The sequence below is a fragment of the Sphaerisporangium sp. NPDC004334 genome, assembly GCF_053602655.1.
The window spans coordinates 15,299-34,756 of sequence record NZ_JBSGDZ010000012.1 but is presented as its reverse complement, the minus strand read 5'-3'; the positions used below and the strand labels follow the sequence as shown (position 1 = coordinate 34,756).

The 19,458-nt window shown below is 70.7% G+C and carries 17 protein-coding genes; 11 read left to right on the top strand and 6 right to left on the bottom strand.

The window, feature by feature from the left end; genetic code table 11:
* Window positions 1-31 precede the first annotated feature (31 nt).
* From ACWEN6_RS16980 to ACWEN6_RS16965, 4 genes are all read right to left on the bottom strand, one after another.
* Window positions 32-1,084: a LacI family DNA-binding transcriptional regulator gene (locus tag ACWEN6_RS16980; RefSeq protein WP_452571032.1), complete on the bottom strand. Its 1,053-nt coding sequence runs from the start codon at window positions 1,082-1,084 to the stop codon at window positions 32-34.
* A 118-nt stretch (window positions 1,085-1,202) separates the two neighbouring features.
* Complete coding sequence (locus tag ACWEN6_RS16975; protein ID WP_452571031.1) at window positions 1,203-3,728, bottom strand: glycoside hydrolase family 3 C-terminal domain-containing protein; 2,526 nt, start codon at window positions 3,726-3,728, stop codon at window positions 1,203-1,205.
* A 132-nt stretch (window positions 3,729-3,860) separates the two neighbouring features.
* The gene (locus ACWEN6_RS16970) at window positions 3,861-4,082 is read right to left on the bottom strand and encodes a DUF397 domain-containing protein (RefSeq protein ID WP_452571030.1); all 222 of its coding nucleotides are present in this window, start codon (window positions 4,080-4,082) and stop codon (window positions 3,861-3,863) included.
* A gap of 2 nt (window positions 4,083-4,084) precedes the next feature.
* A complete protein-coding gene (locus tag ACWEN6_RS16965) occupies window positions 4,085-4,948 on the bottom strand; it encodes a helix-turn-helix domain-containing protein (RefSeq protein WP_452571029.1) in 864 nt (287 codons plus the stop codon).
* A 218-nt stretch (window positions 4,949-5,166) separates the two neighbouring features.
* Here ACWEN6_RS16965 and ACWEN6_RS16960 point away from each other — a divergent pair, with 218 nt between their 5' ends.
* Window positions 5,167-5,706, top strand: coding sequence for an ATP-binding protein (locus ACWEN6_RS16960; RefSeq protein ID WP_452571028.1), 540 nt, complete (start codon window positions 5,167-5,169; stop codon window positions 5,704-5,706).
* Between the two features lie 278 nt (window positions 5,707-5,984).
* On the opposite strand, the gene ACWEN6_RS16955 is transcribed toward ACWEN6_RS16960, so the two are convergent.
* Window positions 5,985-7,760: a bifunctional metallophosphatase/5'-nucleotidase gene (locus ACWEN6_RS16955; RefSeq protein ID WP_452571027.1), complete on the bottom strand. Its 1,776-nt coding sequence runs from the start codon at window positions 7,758-7,760 to the stop codon at window positions 5,985-5,987.
* Between the two features lie 123 nt (window positions 7,761-7,883).
* Window positions 7,884-9,641 carry a discoidin domain-containing protein gene (locus tag ACWEN6_RS16950; RefSeq protein ID WP_452571026.1) on the bottom strand — a complete coding sequence of 586 codons (1,758 nt, stop codon included), beginning with the start codon at window positions 9,639-9,641 and terminating at the stop codon, window positions 7,884-7,886.
* Window positions 9,642-10,005: 364 nt separating this feature from the next.
* Here ACWEN6_RS16950 and ACWEN6_RS16945 point away from each other — a divergent pair, with 364 nt between their 5' ends.
* From ACWEN6_RS16945 to ACWEN6_RS16900, 10 genes are all read left to right on the top strand, one after another.
* Window positions 10,006-11,316 (top strand): ABC transporter substrate-binding protein, encoded by a 1,311-nt coding sequence (locus ACWEN6_RS16945; RefSeq protein ID WP_452571025.1) that lies wholly within the window; start codon window positions 10,006-10,008, stop codon window positions 11,314-11,316.
* 167 nt (window positions 11,317-11,483) lie between these two features.
* A complete protein-coding gene (locus ACWEN6_RS16940) occupies window positions 11,484-12,458 on the top strand; it encodes a carbohydrate ABC transporter permease (protein ID WP_452571024.1) in 975 nt (324 codons plus the stop codon).
* Window positions 12,458-13,285 (top strand): carbohydrate ABC transporter permease, encoded by an 828-nt coding sequence (locus ACWEN6_RS16935; protein ID WP_452571023.1) that lies wholly within the window; start codon window positions 12,458-12,460, stop codon window positions 13,283-13,285. Before ACWEN6_RS16940 ends, ACWEN6_RS16935 begins: the two co-directional genes overlap by 1 nt.
* A 2-nt stretch (window positions 13,286-13,287) precedes the next feature.
* A complete protein-coding gene (locus ACWEN6_RS16930; protein ID WP_452571022.1) occupies window positions 13,288-14,724 on the top strand; it encodes a GH1 family beta-glucosidase in 1,437 nt (478 codons plus the stop codon).
* Window positions 14,721-15,710 carry a LacI family DNA-binding transcriptional regulator gene (locus ACWEN6_RS16925; protein WP_452571021.1) on the top strand — a complete coding sequence of 330 codons (990 nt, stop codon included), beginning with the start codon at window positions 14,721-14,723 and terminating at the stop codon, window positions 15,708-15,710. The genes ACWEN6_RS16930 and ACWEN6_RS16925 overlap by 4 nt, the downstream gene beginning before the upstream one ends.
* Before the next feature lie 25 nt (window positions 15,711-15,735).
* The gene (locus ACWEN6_RS16920) at window positions 15,736-16,731 is read left to right on the top strand and encodes a LacI family DNA-binding transcriptional regulator (RefSeq protein WP_354848852.1); all 996 of its coding nucleotides are present in this window, start codon (window positions 15,736-15,738) and stop codon (window positions 16,729-16,731) included.
* Between the two features lie 189 nt (window positions 16,732-16,920).
* A complete protein-coding gene (locus tag ACWEN6_RS16915) occupies window positions 16,921-17,673 on the top strand; it encodes an SRPBCC family protein (RefSeq protein WP_452571020.1) in 753 nt (250 codons plus the stop codon).
* A 353-nt stretch (window positions 17,674-18,026) separates the two neighbouring features.
* Window positions 18,027-18,311: a hypothetical protein gene (locus ACWEN6_RS16910; protein WP_452571218.1), complete on the top strand. Its 285-nt coding sequence runs from the start codon at window positions 18,027-18,029 to the stop codon at window positions 18,309-18,311.
* A gap of 114 nt (window positions 18,312-18,425) precedes the next feature.
* Window positions 18,426-18,779: a YciI family protein gene (locus ACWEN6_RS16905; protein ID WP_452571217.1), complete on the top strand. Its 354-nt coding sequence runs from the start codon at window positions 18,426-18,428 to the stop codon at window positions 18,777-18,779.
* 155 nt (window positions 18,780-18,934) lie between these two features.
* A complete protein-coding gene (locus tag ACWEN6_RS16900; protein WP_452571019.1) occupies window positions 18,935-19,441 on the top strand; it encodes an SRPBCC family protein in 507 nt (168 codons plus the stop codon).
* The last annotated feature ends 17 nt before the right edge of the window (window positions 19,442-19,458 follow it).

Genomic DNA, 19,458 nt, shown 5'->3' with positions numbered 1-19,458 from the left:
TGGGCCGTGCCTGCTCCGGCGGCCGGCGCGGTCAGGCGGAGTCGCGGACCACCAGGGACGGCTCGAAGATGACCGAGGTGACCGCGCGGTCGGGGTCGTCCACGTGGGCGAGCAGCAGCCGCGTCATCTCGGCCGCCATGTCCTCGACGGGGTGGCGGATCGTCGTCAGGAGCGGCCGGCTCGCCGTCGCCGCGCTGCTGTCGTCGAACCCGACGACGGCGACGTCCTCGGGCACGCGCCGCCCGTGGTTGCGCAGCACGGGCAGGGCGCCTTGGGCCATGAGGTCGTTGGCGATGAACACCCCGTCGATGCCGGGGTGCTCGGCCATCAGCCGCTCCATCGCCGCCTCGCCGCTGGCCAGGGTGAAGTCGCCCTCGGCGCAGGGGATGTAGGGGTGGCCGTGGGCCGCCATGGCGTCGCGGAAGCCCGACAGGCGGTCCTGGGCGGCCGGCACGTCGAGCGGTCCGGTGATGGTCGCCACCCGCCGGCGGCCCCGCGCGACCAGATGGTCGGCGGCGAGCTTGGCGCCGGTACGGTGCGCGAGGTCCACGTAGCTGATGGGGATCGGCTCGGGGGGCCGGGCGAAGAGCACGGCGGGGAGCGAGGCCTCCACCATCAGCCGGGGCAGCGGGTCGCGCGCCTCGGTGGACACCAGGATCGCCCCGTCGGCGTTGCCCTGCCGCAGGTAGGCGATGACCTGGGCCCGCGTCTCATCGGTCTCGGCGAACATCAGGGTCGGATGGATGCCGCGCGGGCGCAGGAACCCGACCACTCCGGAGGCCACCCGCCCGAAGAACGGGTCGGCGAAGACCTGGCTGTGAAAGGGGTTCTCCTCGCTCTCCTCCCCGGCGCCCGAGACCACCAGGGCGATCGAGCCGGTACGGCGGGTGACCAGCGAGCGGGCGGCCCGGTTGGGCACGTAGCCGGTGGCGGCGATGGCCTGCCTGACGGTCTCCTGGATGGCGGGATCGACGTTGCGGATGCCGTTGATGACCCGGGAGACGGTGGCACGGGACACGCCCGCCACACGCGCGACGTCCTCCAGGGTCGGGGAAGCCGGCACTGGTGGGCGACCTAGGCTCATGGGGCCTTTATAGCATGCTCGGAGAGCGCTCTCCAACGTCCAGCCGTCACAAGCCACGGTGAGCCGTGCGCCGCCGGCGCCCGCCCTTCCGCTCGGGAGGGCGGGCCGCCGCACGCGGTCAGTTCGCCGGGGCCGCCATCGCGACCGTCGCGGTCAATCGTAGGTCCCCGCAGGAACGCCCTGCCAGCACCGTGAACGATCCGGGCTCGAAGGCCCAGGCGTGCCGCTCGGGCGACCAGTGGGCAAGCGCCCGCGCCGCCACCTCGACCCGCGCCTCCACGCTCTCGCCGGGGCCGGCCTGCACCCGGGCGAACCCCGCGAGCCAGCGCACCGGGCGGTCCACGCCGCTGCCGGGCCGGGTCAGATACACCTGGACGACCTCGCCACCGGCCCGCGCGCCGGTGTTGCGCACCCGCACGCGGGCCGTGAACGGAGCTCCCGGTTCGACCTCGCCGGGCGCCTCGACGCTCTCGTACGCCCAGGTCGTGTAGCCGAGCCCGTGCCCGAACCAGTACGCGGGAGGCGACGGCTCGCGCAGCCAGGCCCGGTGCCCGATGTGCAGGCCCTCGGTGTAGGCGAGCACCCCGTCCACCGGCGTGGTCCCGGCCAGGGCACGGCCGGCCCAGGTGGTGGGCAGCCGCCCGCCCGGCTCGGCGGCGCCGAACAGCACCTCCGCCAGCCCGTGCCCGTACTCCTGGCCGGGGAACCAGCTCAGCAGCACCGCACGGACCTCCTCGCGCCACGGCAGGTCGACGGGGCCGCCGGAGTTGACCACCACCACCGTGGCGGGGTTGGCGGCCGCCACCGCGCGCACCAGCGCGTCCTGCGCGCCGGGCAGAGCGAGGCCGACGCGATCGTAGCCCTCGCTCTCAACCTCCTCGGTCGTGCCGGCCACGACGATGGCGACGTCGGCGCCCCGGGCGAGCTCGACGGCGGCGGCGAACTCCTCCTCCTCGGAACGGCGCGGCGGGTCGGCGGCGAGCACGAAGGCCACGCCGCTGCCGGGGTCCATGCGCCGCCGCGCCACCAGCTCGACCTCCCGGCCCGCGGCGAGCTCCAACTCCGCCCGGCGGTAGGGCGGGTTGAGCGACACCGTCGCCGGGTCGTCGCTGTCGCGCCCCACCTCGTCGTCGATGAGCGTCACGCCGTCCGCCGCCAGGCTCACGTGGTCCCACCCGGCGACCGCCAGCGTCCACCGGCCCCCCACCCGCGGGCACAGCAGGGCGCGGATCTCGACGGCGGCCGGCGAGCCGACGATGGTCGGCTCCAGGACGCGCCCGGTGAGCCGGTGCTCGGCGTGCAGTTCCTCGCCGCCGGCGGACAGCAGGCGCACCAGCACGCCCGGCTCGCCGCCGCGCGGGTCGCGCGCGTCGTCCAGGCCGAGGGGAGTGGGCGTGTCGTCGATGTGCGCCCCGGCGGCGTGGACGACCTCGGCCCGCCCGGCGAGCGCCGCACGGATGCCCTCAAGCGGCGACACGGTGCGCACGGGGTACACCCCCGCGCTGCCGCCGCCCTGGATGCGGGGCGCGGCGGCGTTCGGCCCGATCACCGCGACCTTCCGCAGCCGCCCGGCGTCCAGCGGCAGGATCGGTCCTTCGTTGCGCAGCAGTACGGTCCCCGCCACCACGGCCTCCCGCAACAACCCCTCCGCCGCCCCGGCCCCCACCCTGACCGGCTCGTCCGCAGGAGTAACGGCGCCCGCGGGCACAGCGACAATGGATTCCCCGGCGAAAGGCACGACCCCCGCGGGGAGCGGGACGACCGACTCGCCGGAAGGCGCGGCGCCCTCGGCGGACAGGGCGCCCACGCGGGAGGCCAGGCGCAGCAGCCGGCGGACCTTGTCGTCGATCGCCTCCTCCGGCACCTCGCCGGCCCGGACGGCGGCGACCAGCGCCTCGCCCCACGGGCCGTCGGGCCCCGGCATGGCGAGGTCCTGCGCGGCGCGCCCGGCTGCGACCGTCGAGCGGACGGCGCCCCAGTCGGACACCACCAGCCCGTCGAAACCCCACTGGCCCTTCAGTGGCTCGGCCAGCAGCGGGTTCTCCGACATGGTCGCGCCGTTCACGCCGTTGTAGGCGGCCATGACCACCCACACCCCGGCCTCGACGGCGGCCTCGAAGGGCGCCAGGTACAACTCGCGCAGCGTCCGCTCGTCCACCCGCGCGTCCAGCGTCAGCCGCTCGGTCTCGGAGTCGTTGGCCACGTAGTGCTTGGCCGTGGCGGCGACCCCGCGCGACTGCACGCCGTGGACGAAGGCGACGCCGACGCGCGCGGTGAGCAGCGGGTCCTCGGAGTAGCACTCGAAGTGCCTGCCGCCGAGCGGCGAGCGGTGCAGGTTGATCGTGGGGGCGAGCAGGACGTCGACCCCCTTGCGCCGGGCCTCGTCGCCGAGCAGCGCGCCCAGCCGTTCCACCAGGCGCTCGTCCCAGCTCGCGGCCAGCGCGGTCGGCGAGGGCAGGTTCAGCGAGACGCTGCGCTCGTCCCACCCGGGGCCGCGCACGCCCACCGGGCCGTCCGACAGCACGAGGGAGCGCAGCCCGGCGTCCGGCTCGGCGTAGGTGCTCCAGGCGGTGCCCCCGGTGAGCAACCGCACCTTCCGCTCAAGGCCGAGCTTGCGCACCACGTCATCGAACTCGTCGGTCACCCTGGTTCCTCTCACCTGCTGGAGAGCGCTCTCCAGCCTGACCTAGCCTGTCCGTACCGGCAGCCGGATGTCAATGGCTAGTACGCCTGGTCATGGTGACCGTGACCATGTGAGAGCGGCGTCCGCACGCCTCTACTGGAAGTCGAACTCGTCGGCGCGGACGCCGGCGAGGAAGGCGTCCCACTCGGCCCTGGTGTAGATGATCGTCGGACCGTCGGGGTGACGGCTGTGCCGCACGGCGATCCGCCCGCTTCCGTCGAGCAACGGCCCCGCCTCGACACAATTGGAACCAGCGTCGGGACTGAAACTGCTGATGTGCCACGCAGCGGTTTGCTCGTGCTCGGGGGTCGACATCGTCACCTTCCGCTGAGCTCTTCGAACTCGTCCATCGCCGCCCGTATCAGCTTCAAGGACTCGGAGGAATCTGGCAATCCTGACTTTATGCGATCGAATTTCAGCATAAGCCTATCCACTCCCTCCGCTTCAACGTAGATGCCGCCGGCGGGGGTATCGACATAGCCGATCTGTGGATAGGGCTCGGGCATCTCGAAGATCCTGAACGAACCATCGTGAGCGGCATGGGCGCCGGCCGCGAACGGCAGGATCCTGATATCGATGTTCGGAAGATGAGCGAGGTCGATCAGGCGTCCGAGCTGTTCCTTCATGCCGGATTCCCCGCCTACCCGCCGCCGCAGGAGGCCCTCATCGAGGACGGCCTCGATCCGAGGCGGCTCCGCCGCGGTGAGGATCTGCTGGCGCTCCAGCCGGAATCGCGCCCCTGACGCGGCCAGCGACGGGTCCGTGTCGGTCTGCCGGATGACCGCCTCCATGTAGCCCTTCGTCTGAAGCAATCCCGGGATCACCAAAGCGTCGAAGGACCGGATCACTCGTGCCCTTGATTCCACCCACGCGTAGTCGACGATGAGCTTTGAGAGATTGCCCGTGTAGCTGTCCCACCAGCCCTCATGCCACACCTCGGCGGCGAGCTTCATCAAATCGCCGCGCTTGTGCGGATCGGCGACTCCATAGAGGTCGAGCAGCGCTTGCACGTCCGGCGTGCGCGCCGGATACAGGCCGGTTTCCAGACGGCTGATGGTGGCACCATCGCGCTGGATGTAGGCGCCCGCCTCGGGCAGCTTGAGACCCGCGGCTTCGCGTAGCTCACGCAGTTGCCGACCAAGCCACTGGGCCCGCAAGGTCATGCCGCGCTTCGCGCTCATGTGATCACCTCATCGCGTCGGGACGGACGGAAGGCTACTACTCATCGTGTCCAAGTGGTGCGTTTCCGCGATTGCCATGCATGCATGCACAGTGTCTGTCATGGTGTGTGACGTCAAGCACACGAAGCGTGGCCATCGCCGGGCGGGATGTACGGCGCTGATCGTGGCCGCCGCGCCGACCTGGGACTAACAGAAAGGGAAGTATCACGATGATCGCGATGCGTCCTCGCGCTCTGGCTTCGGCTCTGGGCGGGCTCACCGGCTTCTTCCGTCCGGCCTCGGAACCCAAGGAGGACGCTTCGGACACGGAGCATGCCCGGGAGCACCCTCTTACCGGTCCGGCCGCGTTCGCGGGGCTTCCGGTGATCACCCACCGGTTCGCCCCGTCCGCCTCACAGGTGAGGCCGGCCCGCGCCTTCGTCGCCGGCCTGCTCGGCGAGGAGCACCCCTGCCGGGACGACGCCATCCTGCTGACCAGCGAGCTGGCGGCCAACGTGGTGCGGCACGCCATCGAGCGTGACTTCCTGGTGTCGGTGGCCTTCCCGGCCACCGGTGTGCTGGTCGCCGTCGAGGACGGCGGTTCGTCCAAGATCCCCCACGTGCGCACGCCCGCCGACGACGAGACCGACGGCCGGGGTCTCGCGATCGTCTACGACCTCTCCTCGCGCTGGGGCTTCGAGCGACGGCCCTCCGGCACCCTCGTCTGGTTCGAACTCGCGCAGTCCTCCCCGGACCGGCCACGCCGGACCTCGGGGTGATCCGCGGGTGACAACACCGGAAAGGGCCGGCCGGTGCCCTGGGTGGAGCACCGGCCGGGGGGAGGTGTGTCCAGTGCGCTGTCCGTGCACGTTCACCAGGTCGGGCGCCGTAGCAGGCGCCGGCATCGCCGTACCGCGACCCGCCGACCCGGCGCCGATCACCCTCAGCGCGTGGCCAGGGGTGGTGAGCCGCGCCCTCCACGTGGCCGGGGTGGTGAGCCGCGCCCTGCACGTGGCCGGGTGGAGAGCCGCGCCGGTGAACCTACGTGATCACCGCACTAGAAGACCGGGACGCCTGCGCGGACGAGTTTCCAGTTGGGGTCGGCGAAGGTGGCCGGGTCGATGGTGCCGGAGGCGGTGGCGTATTCGATCAGCGCCTGGCGGATCTCCACCTGGGCGTTGTAGACGACCGGGGCCGTCGCGACGTGCGGGAAGCCGCCGCCGCCCGACTGCCGGTAGTTGTTGATGGCGACCACGAACTGCTGGTCCGCGGTCACCGGGGTGCCCTGGTAGGACAGGCCGACGATGCGCTGGCCGACCGGCTGGGAGATGTCGATGTCGTAGGTGACGCCCGAGAGCTGGTCGTAGTTGTAGTCCGGAGTGCCGCCCGCGTTGGTCAGCGTGGGCAGGTCGACCGGCGCGCCGGGGGCCACCTGGGCGAAGTACTTGGCGGAGTACTCCAGGTAGTCCTTGATCTGGGCGCCGGTGAGCTTCACCCCGAACAGCGTGTTGTCGTAGACGTACAGGCCCGCCATGTCGCGCACGCTCACCGGGCCGGCCGGGAAGACGGCGGTGCGGCTGAACGGCGCGGCGATCGACAGCACCGGCAGCGAGGCGTCCGGGGTCCCGGCGATGGCCTTGCTCACCAGGTCGGTCTGCACCTTCTGGATGTAGTCCAGGATCGGGGTGTCCTTGTACGGCGACTCGGCCGCCGACAGCTGCTCCTTGGACTGGGCGATCACCTGGTTGACGTAGCCGACCGTCTTGTCGTGCTGGTCCTTCATCAGCGCGACGATCTTCGGGTCCTCGGCCACGGTGTTGGTGTTGACCGTGGTGGAGGACTTGCCGGCGACGGTCCAGCGGCCCTTCTGCTTGGCCAGGGTGAAGTCGACGACCGACAGGCGCTGGCCCCACTTGCCCGGCTCGGTCAGCAGCACCTGTTGCCCGGTCACCTTGTTGGTGACGAACCTCTGCGGGACGTCGTTGTGGGCGTGGCCGAACAGGACGGCGTCGATGCCGGGCACCTGCTCGGCGACCATGGCCGCGGCGTTCTCGACCGGCAGGTCGGTGCCGTAGGAGGACAGGCCGTTGTCGCCGGCGTGCGCGGTGACCATGACGACGTCGGCGCCGAGGCCGCGGATCACCGGCACCCACTTCTTGGCGGTGGCCACCAGGTCCAGGAACTTCAGCTTGCCCTCGACGTTGGCCTTGTCCCAGATGGCGATGCCCGGGTTGGTCAGGCCGAGCACGCCGACCTTGATCGGCTTGTCGCCCTTGACCTTCATCGTCTTGATGACGAACGGCCGGTACGCGGGCAGGCCCGTCTTGGCCGAGACGGCGTTGGCGCCGAGCACGGGAGCCTTCATCTGCCTGACCCAGGTGGCCAGCAGGGGGAGCCCGTAGTTGAACTCGTGGTTGCCGAGCGTCACGGCGTCGTACCCGATGGCGTTCATGGCCTTGGCCATCGGATGCGTCCGGCCGGTCTCGGTGATCGGCTCGACCTTGGCGTAGTAGTAGTCGAGCGGCGTGCCCTGGATGGTGTCGCCGGAGTCGAACAGCAGCGTGTGGCCGGCGCCGCGGTCGGCGCGGATCTGGCCGACCAGGGTGGAGACCTTGGCCAACCCGACATCGTTGTGCGCGCTGTCGTCGTACTCGGCGTTCTTGTAGTAGTCCCAGTTAAGGGCGTTGCCGTGGATGTCGGAGGTGGCCATCACGGTGACCTTCACCGTGTGGCCGCCCGAGGCTGAGGCGGGCGCGGGGGAGGCGAGCAGGCCGGCCGCCACCGCCGCGGTGGTGGCGGCGGCGGCCAGGACCCGGCCGAATCTGGAACTCATGGCCGGGAGGGTAGCGATGAGATGTCGCTTGATGGTCACAGGGACGGCAGACGCGGCATATCACACTGATGACCTCCCCTCCGGCCAGGAGGGCCGCCGGAGGGGAGGGGTCGCGTCACCCGGTCACTGGTACACGCGGACGTAGTCCACGAGCATCCGCTTGGGGAACCCGGTGGTGGCGTCCGGCGGACCGGGCCAGTCGCCGCCCACGGCGAGGTTGAGGATGATGTAGAAGGGGTGGTCGTAGACCCACGGCCCACGGGTGGCCTCGACCGTCGCCTTGTCGGCGGTGAAGACCGTCCGGCCGTCGAGGGTGAACACGATGCCCTTGCTGTCCCAGTTGGCGGCCCAGACGTGGAAGTCGTCGGAGAAGTCCGCCCCGCCGGCCAGGGTGTACGGCGAGCCGTAGCCACCGCCGCCGTTGTAGGCGGGAGCGTGCAGCGTCGAGTAGGCGGTCTTGGTGTCCTTGCCGAGGACCTCCATGATGTCGACCTCACCGTTGTACGGCCAGGGGCGGCCGGTGAGGAAGTCGGCGCCCATCATCCAGAACGCCGGCCACAGGCCGTTGCCCTTCGGCACCTTGATCCGGGCCTCGACGTGGCCGTAGGTGAAGGTGAACCTGCCGCCGGTGTTCATCCGGTGCGAGGTGTACTGGCAGGTGCCGCCCGGGCAGGACGATCCCGCGGTGACCTCCTTGCGGGCCTCCATCACGAGGCTGCCCGCGCCGTCCATGGACGCGTTGTTGTTGGTGTAGTACTCCAGCTCGGCGTTCGGGCCGGTTCCGGTGTCGGTGGTCCATTTGGCGGGGTCGGGCTTGCTGCCGGCCGCGCCGTTGAACTCGTCGCTCCACACAAGTTGCGGAGGGTTGCGGGGGTCGGACGGCGGCGGGGGCGGGGTGATCGGCGCGCCGCCGGTGCCCCAGACCTGAAACTCCCACAGCGAGTAGCCGTAGGCCGTGGCGCGCTGCGTGCCGTACATGCGCACGTAGCGGCCGGTGCCGTTCACTGTCAGGGTCTGCTTGAAGCCGGTGCCGGTGGTCGTTGTGTAGATCGGGGTCCAGGTGACCGCGTCGGGCGAGGTCTGGATCTGGAACGCCCGCGCGTAGGCCGGGTCCCACTGCAGGATCACCTTGTGGATCTGCGCGGTCGCGCCGAGGTCCACGTAGATCCAGCCGGGGTCGACCCATCCGGTGGTGGAGCTGGTCGCCCACCGCGTCGCCGGGTCGCGGTCGAACGCCCTGGAGGCGACGCAGCCGCCGCAGTTGACGTCGTCCTGGGTGGTGGAGGCCACGCCCGGCCTGCCGTACGACAGCAGCCTGTCGCCCCCGGGGTCGCTCGGCGTCGGCGTGGGGGTGGGGGTGCTGGTCCCCGAGCCGGTCTGGACGGCCAGCTCCCACAGCGAGTAGCCGTACTGCGTGGCGCGCTGCGTGCCGTACACCCGCAGGTAGCGCCCGGTGCCGGTCACCGCGAGGTTCTGCGTGCCACCGGCGCCGGTGGTCGTGGTGTAGATCGGGGTCCAGGCGGCGGCGTCGGAGGAGGTCTGGATCTGGAACGCCCGGCCGTAGGCGGCCTCCCAGGCGAGGGTGACGCCGCAGATCTCCTTGGCCGAGCCGAGGTCGACCTGGATCCACTGCGGGTCGCTGAACGCGCTGGACCAGCGGGTGCCGGGGTCGCCGTCGACCGCGGAGGCGGCGGGGAAGGCGATGTTCTCGGCGGACGACGCGGTGACCGGCCGCCCTCGGGCGGCGTTGTCGGTGCCGCACGCGGCGAGCGGGGCGGCGGCCGCGGCCGGGACCAGGGTGAGACAGGAGGTGATCACGGCGGCCACGGTGGCGAACAGCAGGCCCGAGCGATAACGGCTCGGGCCGCGGGGCAATCTCACGGCGTCTCCTCGGGATGGCGTGGGGGGTTCGGGGAGCGCTCCCTGGAAGCCGAGACTGCGCTTCGTGTGAAGAGCTGTCAAGTGGCCCGTTAACACGAAGGAAACCTGCCGATCACCCGCTAGACGCTCGGAGAATCGCGCTGAGAGCGCTCTCAGTCATAAGACCGTGTCAATACGACACGGGCTCTGAGCTGCGAATACTCGCGTCGATCTTAGAGAGCGCTTTCTTGTGTCGTCGCCGCTTCACTTGTGCACATCACGGCGATCGTTACCGGTGAACCCGTTGACATGACCGTGTGGGCGGCGTGACGCTTCTCGGGGAGCGCTCCCTCCAAGATCCACAATTCACCCCCCAGGAGGGTCTATGGGCAAGTTCCGCCCCGGGATGGTCACCCCTCTGCTCGCCGCGGTGCTGGCCGTCAGTGTCACCGCGTGCGGCGGCGGCGGAGGTGACGGCGCGGGCGCCGGCGCCTCCTCCGGTGCCGCCCAGCCGGCCGAGAAGATCAAGCTGACCGTCGCGCTGTTCAGCGACTTCCACTTCGCTCCGCTGTACGAGGAGTTCAAGAAGACGCACCCGAACGTCGAGATCGTCGAACGGCGCTCCCAGTTCAACGACCACCACAAGAACCTCACCACGCAGATCGCCACCGGCTCGGGGGCCGCCGACGTCGAGGCCGTCGAGGCCGGCTACATCGCCACCTTCACCCCGCTCGCCGACAGGTTCTACGACCTCAACGAGTACGGCCTGGGCAAGCGCCAGTCCGACTACCTGGACTGGAAGTGGAAGCAGGGGCTGTCCGCCGACGGCGGCAAGCTGCTCGGCCTCGGCACCGACGTCGGCGGCCTGGCCATGTGCTACCGCACCGACCTGTTCAAGAAGGCCGGCCTGCCCACCGACCGCGACGAGGTCTCCAAGCTCTGGCCCACCTGGGAGGCCTACATGGAGGCGGGCAAGAAGTTCGTCGCCGCCAAGGTCGCCGGCGCCAAGTGGTTCGACGGCCCCGGCGAGAACTTCCGCGCCATGGTCGACCAGGCGCCCGTCGGCTTCTACGACGAGCAGAACAACCTGATCGCCGCCACCAACCCCGACGTCAAGAAGGCGTTCGACCTGAACGCCCAGATGGTCCAGGCCGACGAGTCGGCCAAACTCGCCGCCTTCAGCCCTCCGTGGAACACCGGCCTGACCAAGGGCTCGTTCGCCACCATCATCTGCCCGTCCTGGAAGACCGGCAGCATTAAGGACGCCGCGCCCACCACGGCCGGCAAGTGGGACGTCGCCGCGGTGCCCGGCGGTGGCGGCGGCAACCAGGGCGGCACCCACCTCATGGCCCCCAAGCAGGGCAAGCACCCCAAGGAGGCCGCCGAGCTGATCGACCTGCTCACCAGCAAGGACGCCCAGCTAAAGCTGTTCACCGACGCGGGCGCGCTGCCCTCGATCCCCGCGCTCTACGACGACCCGACGATCACCGGGTTCAAGAACGGCTTCTTCAACGACGCCCCCACCGGCAAGATCTTCACCGACGCGGCCAAGGCGCTCAGGCCCCAGCACGTCGGCCCCAAGGCCAGTGACGTCCTGACCGCCTTCGGCAACGCCCTCCAGCGCATCGAACAGGGCAAGCAGTCGCCGCAGGACGCGTGGGCGCAGGCCGTCAAGGACCTCGACCGGATCAAGTAACCCGCGACGCGTGGCCGGCCCGGCACCAGCGGGCCGGCCGCCGATCCGCGAGGTCCCCCCGGTAGAGGAGCCCGCCCCGGCGGCGCCGCCGGCCGTCCACCCCGGCCGGGCGCCCCCGGCGGCGAGGCCCGGCCGCCGGACCCGATGGCCTGCCGAAAGGAGCTGCCATGGCCACCCGTGCCCCCGACAACCTGGCGGCGACACCGCCCCCCGCGCCCGTGCGGTCCCGTCCGCCCGCTCACCGGCGCCACCTCGCCCACCGGCTGGACGTCAAGGCGTCCCCCTACGCCTACGTCGCCCCGTTCTTCCTGCTGTTCTGCGCCTTCGGGCTGTTCCCGCTGGCCTACACCGCCTGGGTGAGCCTCCACGAGTGGACGCTGCTGTCCGACGTCCACGAGTTCATCGGCCTGGACAACTTCACCGCTCTCCTCGGCGACGACTACTTCTGGAACGCCACCTTCAACACGCTGTCCATCGGCGTGATCTCCACGGTCCCGCAGCTCCTGCTGGCCATCTGGCTCGCCCACCTGCTCAACCGCCCGCTGCGCTCCCAGACGCTGTTCCGCGTCACGCTGCTGCTGCCCAACGTCACCAGCGTCGTCGCCGTCGTCGTCATCTTCAGCCAGCTCTTCGGCCGCGACTACGGGCTGATCAACTGGGTGCTGTCGTGGTTCGGCGCCGGCGCCATCGACTGGAACGCCGGGACCGCCACCTCCCACATCGCCATCTCTGTCATGATCATGTGGCGGTGGACCGGCTACAACGCGCTCCTGTTCCTGGCCGCGATGCAGGCCGTGCCGCGCGAGCTGTACGAGGCGGCCACCATCGACGGAGCCGGCGGCCTGACCCAGCTCCGCAAGATCACCGTGCCGATGATCCGGCCGACCATCGTCTTCGTGGTCATCACCTCCACGATCGGCGCCATGCAGGTCATCGCCGAGCCGCTGCTGTTCGGCGTCTACAGCCCCACGGGCGGCCCCGACCGGCAGTACCAGACGCTGTCGCTGTTCATCTACGAGAACTTCGTCAAGCTCGACTTCGGTTACGCCTCGGCCGTGTCCTGGATGATGTTCCTCTTCATCGTCATCATCGCGGCCGTGAACTACCTGCTGACCCGCCGGACGAGGGGGAACCTGACGTGATGCCGCGCACGGCGGGCACCGCCCGCACCCTGATCTACCTCACGCTGATCGCGGTGGCCTTCTTCTCGGCGCTCCCGCTCTACTACAGCGTCGTGGTGGCCTCCCGCGACAACGCCGCCCTGGCCGACGTGCCCCCGCCGCTGCTGCCCGGCGGCAACCTGCTCGCCAACATCGGCCGCGTCTTCGACACCGTCCCGTTCGCCCTGGCGCTGCTCAACTCCGTGCTGGTCGCCGGCTCGATCGCGCTGTCGGTGATGTTCTTCTCCACCCTGGCGGGCTTCGCCTTCGCCAAGCTGCGCTTCCGCGGCAGCAAGGCCCTGCTGCTGCTCACCGTGGCGACGATGATGGTGCCGACCCAGCTCGGCATCATCCCGCTGTACCTGCTGATGGTGAAGCTCGAGTGGACCGGCAGCATGTACGCGCTCATCGTCCCCGCGCTGACCAACGCCTTCGGCGTCTTCTTCATGACGCAGTACCTGTCGCGGGCCCTGCCGACCGAGCTGCTGGAGGCGGGCCGTGTGGACGGCTGCACCACCTGGGGCCTGTTCTGGCACGTGGTGCTCCCCGCCGCCCGGCCCGCGGCGGCCGTGCTGGGCATGCTCACGTTCATGTCGGCCTGGAACGACTACTTCTGGCCCCTGATCGTGCTCACCCCGGAGAACCCGACCGTGCAGGTCGCGCTCTCCACGCTGGCCGCGGGTTACATCAGCGACTACGCGCTCAGCCTGACCGGCACCGCGCTCGGCACCCTGCCGCTGGTCATCGTCTTCGCCCTGCTCGGCAAACAGATAATCGGCGGAATCATGCAAGGCGCCGTGAAAGGATGATCATGACCGTTACCAGTCGGGGGACCCTGGCTTCGCATTCGACGCAGGGGCGGGCGGTCTTCCCGGAAGGGTTCGTGTGGGGCGCCGCGACGGCGGCCTACCAGATCGAGGGGGCGGTCAGGGACGACGGCCGCGGGCCGTCGGTCTGGGACACCTTCTCGCGCACCCCGGGCAAGGTGGCCTCCGGGCACACCGGCGACGTGGCGTGCGACCACTACCACCGCTACGCCGAGGACGTCCGGCTGATGGCCGACCTGGGCCTCGGCGCCTACCGTTTCTCGGTGTCCTGGCCGCGGGTGCAGCCGGACGGCGCGGGGCCCGTCAACACGCGCGGGCTGGACTTCTACGACCGGCTGGTGGACGAACTGGTCGCGGCCGGAATCACCCCGTACGTGACCCTGTACCACTGGGACCTCCCGCAGGCGCTGGAGGACCGCGGCGGCTGGACCTCGCGGGACACCGCCCACCGGCTGGCCGAGTACGCCGAGGTGGTGCACGCGCGCCTCGGCGACCGCGTGCGGCACTGGACCACGCTCAACGAGCCGTGGGTGCAGGCGTTCCTCGGCTACGGCAACGGCGTGCACGCGCCCGGGCGCACGGACGCGCGTTCGGCGCTGCTGGCCTCGCACCACTTCGTGCTCGCCCACGGGCTGGCCACGCAGGCGCTCCGCTCGGCGGGCGCGCGGGAGATCATGCTGGTCGTCAACTCCTCGCTGGTGGTGACGCCCGAGGGGATGCTCGACCCGGACGCCCCGGTGTCGGAGGCCGACGCCGAGGCGGTCACCCGCGCGAACGCGATGCTGCACCGGCAGATCCTCGACCCGGTGCTGCTCGGAGAATACCCGGCCGAGATGCTGGAGATCCTTGAGCGGCACGGGGGCGCCGGCCACATCCACGACGGCGATCTCAAGGAGGCCCACCAGCCGACCGACGTCATCGGGGTCAACTACTACAACCCCTGTGTGGTGCGGTCCAAGCGAGGCGAGCCGGCCGACGCCGCCTGGCCCGGCAGCGAGGACATCGCCTTCCCCGGCGTGGAGGCGCCCAAGACGGCCATGGGATGGCCGATCGTCCCCGAGACCCTGTCGCGCCTGCTGCTCCAGCTCTCGCACGACTACCCCGGGACGGCGCTGATGGTGACCGAGAACGGGGCCGCCTTCGAGGACGTGGTGACCGCGGGCGCGTCCGGGGACCGGGTGCACGACGCCGAGCGCACCGCCTACATCGACGCGCACCTGCGCGCCGTGCACGCCGCCATCGAGGGGGGCGCGGACGTGCGCGGCTACCTGGTGTGGTCGCTGCTGGACAACTTCGAGTGGGCCGAGGGGTACCACCGCAGGTTCGGCATCGTCCACGTCGACTTCGCCACCCAGCGGCGGCTGGTCAAGGACAGCGGCATCTACTACCGCGAGGTCATCAGGGAGAACGGACCGGCATGAGACGACCCACCTTGGAGGCGGTGGCGGCACGGGCCGGGGTGTCGAAGTCGAGCGTGTCGCGGGTGGTCAACGGCGAGACCTCGGTCACGCCCGCGATCCGCGACCAGGTGCTGCGCGCCGTGCGCGAGCTCGGGTACGTGCCCAACGGCGCAGCCCGGAGCCTCGCGACGCAGAGCACCGACACGGTCGCGGTGATCGTGTCCGATCCGCCCCAAGGTGTGGTGTCCGACGACCCGATGTTCTCCACGGTGGTCCGCACCGTGAGCCGCGTCCTGGAGGACGCCGGCAAGCAGGTCACGCTGATGCTGGCGGGGTCGAAGGAGAGCCGGGCGCGTATCGAGCGGTTCATCGCGGCCGGGCACGCGGCGGGGCTGCTGCTGGTCCCGATGCACGGGCCCGACCCGCTGCCGGGGGCGCTGGCGCGCATGGGCGTGCCCATGGTCTCGTTCGGCAGGACCGCGGCGGGGGTCGCGTACGCGGACAACGACAACGTGGGCGGCGCCTCGCTCGCGGCCGGCCACCTGCTGTCGCGCGGGCGCCGCCGGGTCGCCACGATCACCGGCCCGCTGGACATGATCCCCTCCCAGGACCGGCTGGCCGGCTACCGGGAGACCTTGCGCGAGAGCGGGCGCCGGTCGAACGTCGCCATCGGGGACTTCACCCGCGTCTCCGGCGCGCAGGGGATGCGGCAGTTGCTGGAGGACGATCCGGCGCTGGACGCGGTGTTCGCGGCCAACGACCTGATGGCCATCGGAGCCCTGCACGCCCTGCGGGAGGCGGGGCGCAGAGTGCCCGACGACGTGGCGGTCGTGGGCTTCGACGACATCGAGGCCGCCATGTACACCGCGCCGCCGCTGACCACCGTGCGCAGCCCGATGGGCGACCAGGCGGCGGCCGCGGCGCGGCTGTTGCTCGGGCTGCTGGACGGAGAGCCCGGAGAGCCTGTCATCATGCAGAACGAGCTGGTGGTCAGGGAGTCCACGTAGACGATCATCGTTGGAGGACACAGGTATGAGACGACCTACTCTCGAGGCCGTGGCGGCGCGGGCGGGGGTCTCCCGCGCCACGGTCTCCCGGGTGGTCAACGGGGGGACGACCGTCACCGCCGAGCTCCGCGACGCGGTGATGCGCGCCGTCGAGGAGATGGGCTACGTCCCGAACCTCGCGGCGCGCAGTCTGGTCACCCAGCGGACCGATTCGATCGCGCTGGTGGTGTCCGAGCCGCCGACCAGGGTGTTCTCCGACGACCCGATGTTCTCCACGGTCATCCGCTCGGCGAGCGCCGAGCTGGAGGCCGCGGACAAGCAGGTGCTGCTGATGCTGGCGGGCACTCCGACGAGCCACGCCCGGGTGGAGCGCTATCTGACCGGCGGGCACGTGGACGGCGTCATGCTGATCTCCATGCACGGCGCCGACCCGCTGCCGGCGGCGATCACCCGCATGCGGGTCCCCGCGGTGTCCTACGGCCGGCCCGCCGTCAACGTCAACCTGCCCTACGTCGACGACGACAACGTGGGCGGCGCCGAGACGGCCGTGCGCCACCTGCTCGAACGCGGGCGGCGGCGCATCGCCACGATCGCGGGGCCGCCCGACATGATCGCCGGTCAGGACCGCCTGGCGGGCTACCGGTCGGTGCTGCACGGGTCCGACCGGCGCTCGATCGTGGCCATCGGCGACTTCACCCGCGAGTCGGGGGCGGTGGCCATGCGGCAGTTGCTGGAGGACGACCCGGCGCTGGACGCGGTGTTCGTCGCCAACGACCTGATGGCCATCGGGGCGCTGCAGGCGCTGCGGCAGGCGGGCCGCCGGGTGCCGGACGACGTGGCGGTCGTCGGGTTCGACGACATCGAGGCCGCCCGCTACACCGAGCCGCCGCTGACGACGGTCCGTCAGCCCTTCCGCGAGCAGGCGGCGGCCATGGTGCGCCTGTTGCTGCGCCTGCTCGAAGGCGGTGAGGCCGACCCCGTGGTGCTGCCCACCGAGCTGGTGGTCCGCGAGTCCGCCTAGAAAGCCGCTGGTAGAGACCGGTTCGCCGTACGAGCGAGCCGGTCTTTTCGCATGCTTCGCCTCCGACAACTCTCATAGTCTTGACAAAAAAAGTGTTCGGTGCGACCGTAGAGCCATGGCCGGAACGAAAGGCTTCGACACCGGGGCGCCGGCCAGGGCGATGAGGCATCGAGGGCCAGGGGAGTTGTGATGACGCACCCATTCGAAGTGCGCAAGAAGATCGAGCTGCGGGCGAGCGCCGAGCAGGTGTGGGAGGCGGTGGCCAGCGGGCCGGGGTTGAACTCCTGGTTCCTGGGGCGCAATGAGGTCGAGCCGTGGGTGGGCGGCAAGGCGGTGCAGTTCTTCGGTGACTTCCCGGTGGAGGCGACGGTGACGGCGTGGGAGCCGGGGCGCCGCTTCGCCTTCCGCGGCGCCGAGGGCGAGGACGGCACCTACATGGCCTTCGAGTTCCTCCTTGAAGGCATTGAAGGCGAAGGACGGGAGAGCACGGTGCTGCGGCTGGCGCAGACCGGTGTTCTGGGTGATGGATGGCAGGCGGAGGTGGAGGCGTTGGAGCGCGGCTGGGACATGTATCTGCACACGCTGGACCAGTATCTGACGCATTTTCCCGGTCAGTTCGCGCTGGTGGTGTTCGCGGCGCGGCCGGGTGGCGGTGGGGTGGAGCCGGTGTGGTCGGTGCTGGAGCGGGGTCTGGGGTTGCCGGGGAAGGTGGTTCAGGGAGATCGGGTGCGGTTGACGCCGGAGGGCTTCGCGCCGATCGAGGGGGTGGCCGATTATGTGGCGCCGGACTTCCTGGGGGTGCGGACCGGTGATGGGTTGTACCGGTTCATCCGGGGCCAGCACGACACGGTGGTGGTGGGACATCACATCTTCGCCGACAAGGCCGACCCGAGGAAGGTCGAGCAGGCCTGGCAGGACTGGCTGGCCAAGCTCTTCGCATGACCCGGCCGGCCGCGGCGGGGCCGCCCGGAACGGCGGCCGTGCGCGCGGGGGCGGCGGGACGTGAGCGGGCCGTGCCCGCCGCGTCGCCGCCGTCCATCCGCCCGTCCGGCGGCGGGGCACGCGGGCCGGTTCGCCGGCTTGCGGTGGTCGAATCCCCGATCATTTGCACGCGGACGAATTGCGCGTCCTTCGGAAATGGAAAAGGAAATGCAGACACCGTCATTCCCGGCGAAACGGACGGTCTCGATCGTCGTGTCCGCCCTCTCGGGTAGCATCGGCGGTACCGGCGGCATAGGCCGCTGTACCACCGGGATCCCGGGCACCACCTGGGACTGAACGAGGGACGGGTGACGATGCTGGTCGAGCTGACGATGCACCGCGCCGCCACGTCGCAGCCTTCGGCCAATTCCCCCATAGACGGCATCCGGATATTGGCCCTGCTGCCCGACAAATGGCGTAAAGACCTCCGGCAGGCGAACGGCGAGATCGTCATTCGGGTCGACACCGCGGACGACACCACCAGCGACCAGATCCAGGCCACGGTGGCCCAGGTCCTGAGCGACCCGGCCATCAGCCACTGGGAACTGCGCACCTGCAACCCCCTGGCGACCGGCCCGTCGGCCGACGATCTCACCTGACCCGGCGGCGCGAGAAGCGCTCCCGGATGTCGAGAACGCCGCGGCGGCTCCGACCCCCCGGTGTGAGGCGCCCGCGGGAGGCGCCGGGCCGAGGAGAGCGCGCCCGTGAAGTACATGCTGATGATCTACATGAACCCCGTCACCTGGGACGCGCTTCCGGAGCGTGAGCGCCGGGAGATCTTCGCCGGTCACGAACGCTTCATCGCGATGGTCACCGAGTCGGGGGAGATGATCCGCGCCGAGGCGCTGGCCGACCCCTCCACCGGCGCCGCCGTCCGGGTGCGCCAAGGCGCCGTCCACGCGACCGACGGGCCCTACACCGTGGCCGAGGAGCACTTCTGCGGCTACTACCTCGTCGAATGCCCTGACAGGGAGCGAGCGGTCGAGCTCGCCGCCCTCATCCCGGACGCCCGTTACACCGGCGTCGAGGTGCGCCCCATGATGGACGGCGCGGCCCCCGATCTCTGATCCCGCCCCGAGCGCGCGGGGTCACCCCACTTGTACCCCTATGCACCGGCCGCACCGCAACGTCCGGCCCCCTTGCGCACGATAGTTGTTCGAGGGAACCTCATCGCGAGGTGGGCACCGGACCGATGGCCAGGACGGGTATGCGGAGGTCGGCAATGGAGGACTACGGCGTCACGGGCGCGCGGGTGGACCTGGAGGTCACCGTGGACGCCTCACCGGAGCATCTGTGGGACAGGATCACGGCGGTCCCGCGCATCGGGGACTTCAGTCCCGAGTGCGAGCACGGGGCCTGGGTGGACCCCGCGGACGCCCAGGTGCGCGAGGGCACCCGGTTCCAGGGCACCAACCGCCGCGAGGACCGCGTCTGGACGGTGACCTGCGTGGTGACCGAGGTGGAGGAGAACCACACGTTCGGGTGGCTCGTGCTCGACCCCGAGGGCGACCCCGAGCGTCCCTCGTCGCGCTGGCACTACGAGCTGGTGCCGGGCGACGAGCCCGGTCAGACGGTCGTGCGGCACAGCTTCGTCCACGGCCCCGGGTACAGCGGCCTGCGCGAGATGATCAAGAACAATCCCGGCATCGCCTCGCTGATCCTGGACGTGCGGCTCACCGAACTGCGCGAGCACATGATCGAGACCCTCGAGGCGATGGCCCGCGACTGAGCGCGCTCGTACGCTCG

Coding starts and splice junctions, on each gene's coding strand:
- ACWEN6_RS16955 (WP_452571027.1), bottom strand. CDS start 7,760: ATGAGTTCCAGATTCGGCCGGGTCCTGGCCGCCGCCGCCACCACCGCG.
- ACWEN6_RS16920 (WP_354848852.1), top strand. CDS start 15,736: ATGAGACGACCTACTCTCGAGGCCGTGGCGGCGCGGGCGGGGGTCTCC.
- ACWEN6_RS16925 (WP_452571021.1), top strand. CDS start 14,721: ATGAGACGACCCACCTTGGAGGCGGTGGCGGCACGGGCCGGGGTGTCG.
- ACWEN6_RS16970 (WP_452571030.1), bottom strand. CDS start 4,082: ATGTCGACCCCCGAGCACGAGCAAACCGCTGCGTGGCACATCAGCAGT.
- ACWEN6_RS16935 (WP_452571023.1), top strand. CDS start 12,458: ATGCCGCGCACGGCGGGCACCGCCCGCACCCTGATCTACCTCACGCTG.
- ACWEN6_RS16910 (WP_452571218.1), top strand. CDS start 18,027: ATGCTGGTCGAGCTGACGATGCACCGCGCCGCCACGTCGCAGCCTTCG.
- ACWEN6_RS16965 (WP_452571029.1), bottom strand. CDS start 4,948: ATGAGCGCGAAGCGCGGCATGACCTTGCGGGCCCAGTGGCTTGGTCGG.
- ACWEN6_RS16980 (WP_452571032.1), bottom strand. CDS start 1,084: ATGAGCCTAGGTCGCCCACCAGTGCCGGCTTCCCCGACCCTGGAGGAC.
- ACWEN6_RS16915 (WP_452571020.1), top strand. CDS start 16,921: ATGACGCACCCATTCGAAGTGCGCAAGAAGATCGAGCTGCGGGCGAGC.
- ACWEN6_RS16960 (WP_452571028.1), top strand. CDS start 5,167: ATGCGTCCTCGCGCTCTGGCTTCGGCTCTGGGCGGGCTCACCGGCTTC.
- ACWEN6_RS16905 (WP_452571217.1), top strand. CDS start 18,426: ATGCTGATGATCTACATGAACCCCGTCACCTGGGACGCGCTTCCGGAG.
- ACWEN6_RS16930 (WP_452571022.1), top strand. CDS start 13,288: ATGACCGTTACCAGTCGGGGGACCCTGGCTTCGCATTCGACGCAGGGG.
- ACWEN6_RS16945 (WP_452571025.1), top strand. CDS start 10,006: ATGGGCAAGTTCCGCCCCGGGATGGTCACCCCTCTGCTCGCCGCGGTG.
- ACWEN6_RS16900 (WP_452571019.1), top strand. CDS start 18,935: ATGGAGGACTACGGCGTCACGGGCGCGCGGGTGGACCTGGAGGTCACC.
- ACWEN6_RS16940 (WP_452571024.1), top strand. CDS start 11,484: ATGGCCACCCGTGCCCCCGACAACCTGGCGGCGACACCGCCCCCCGCG.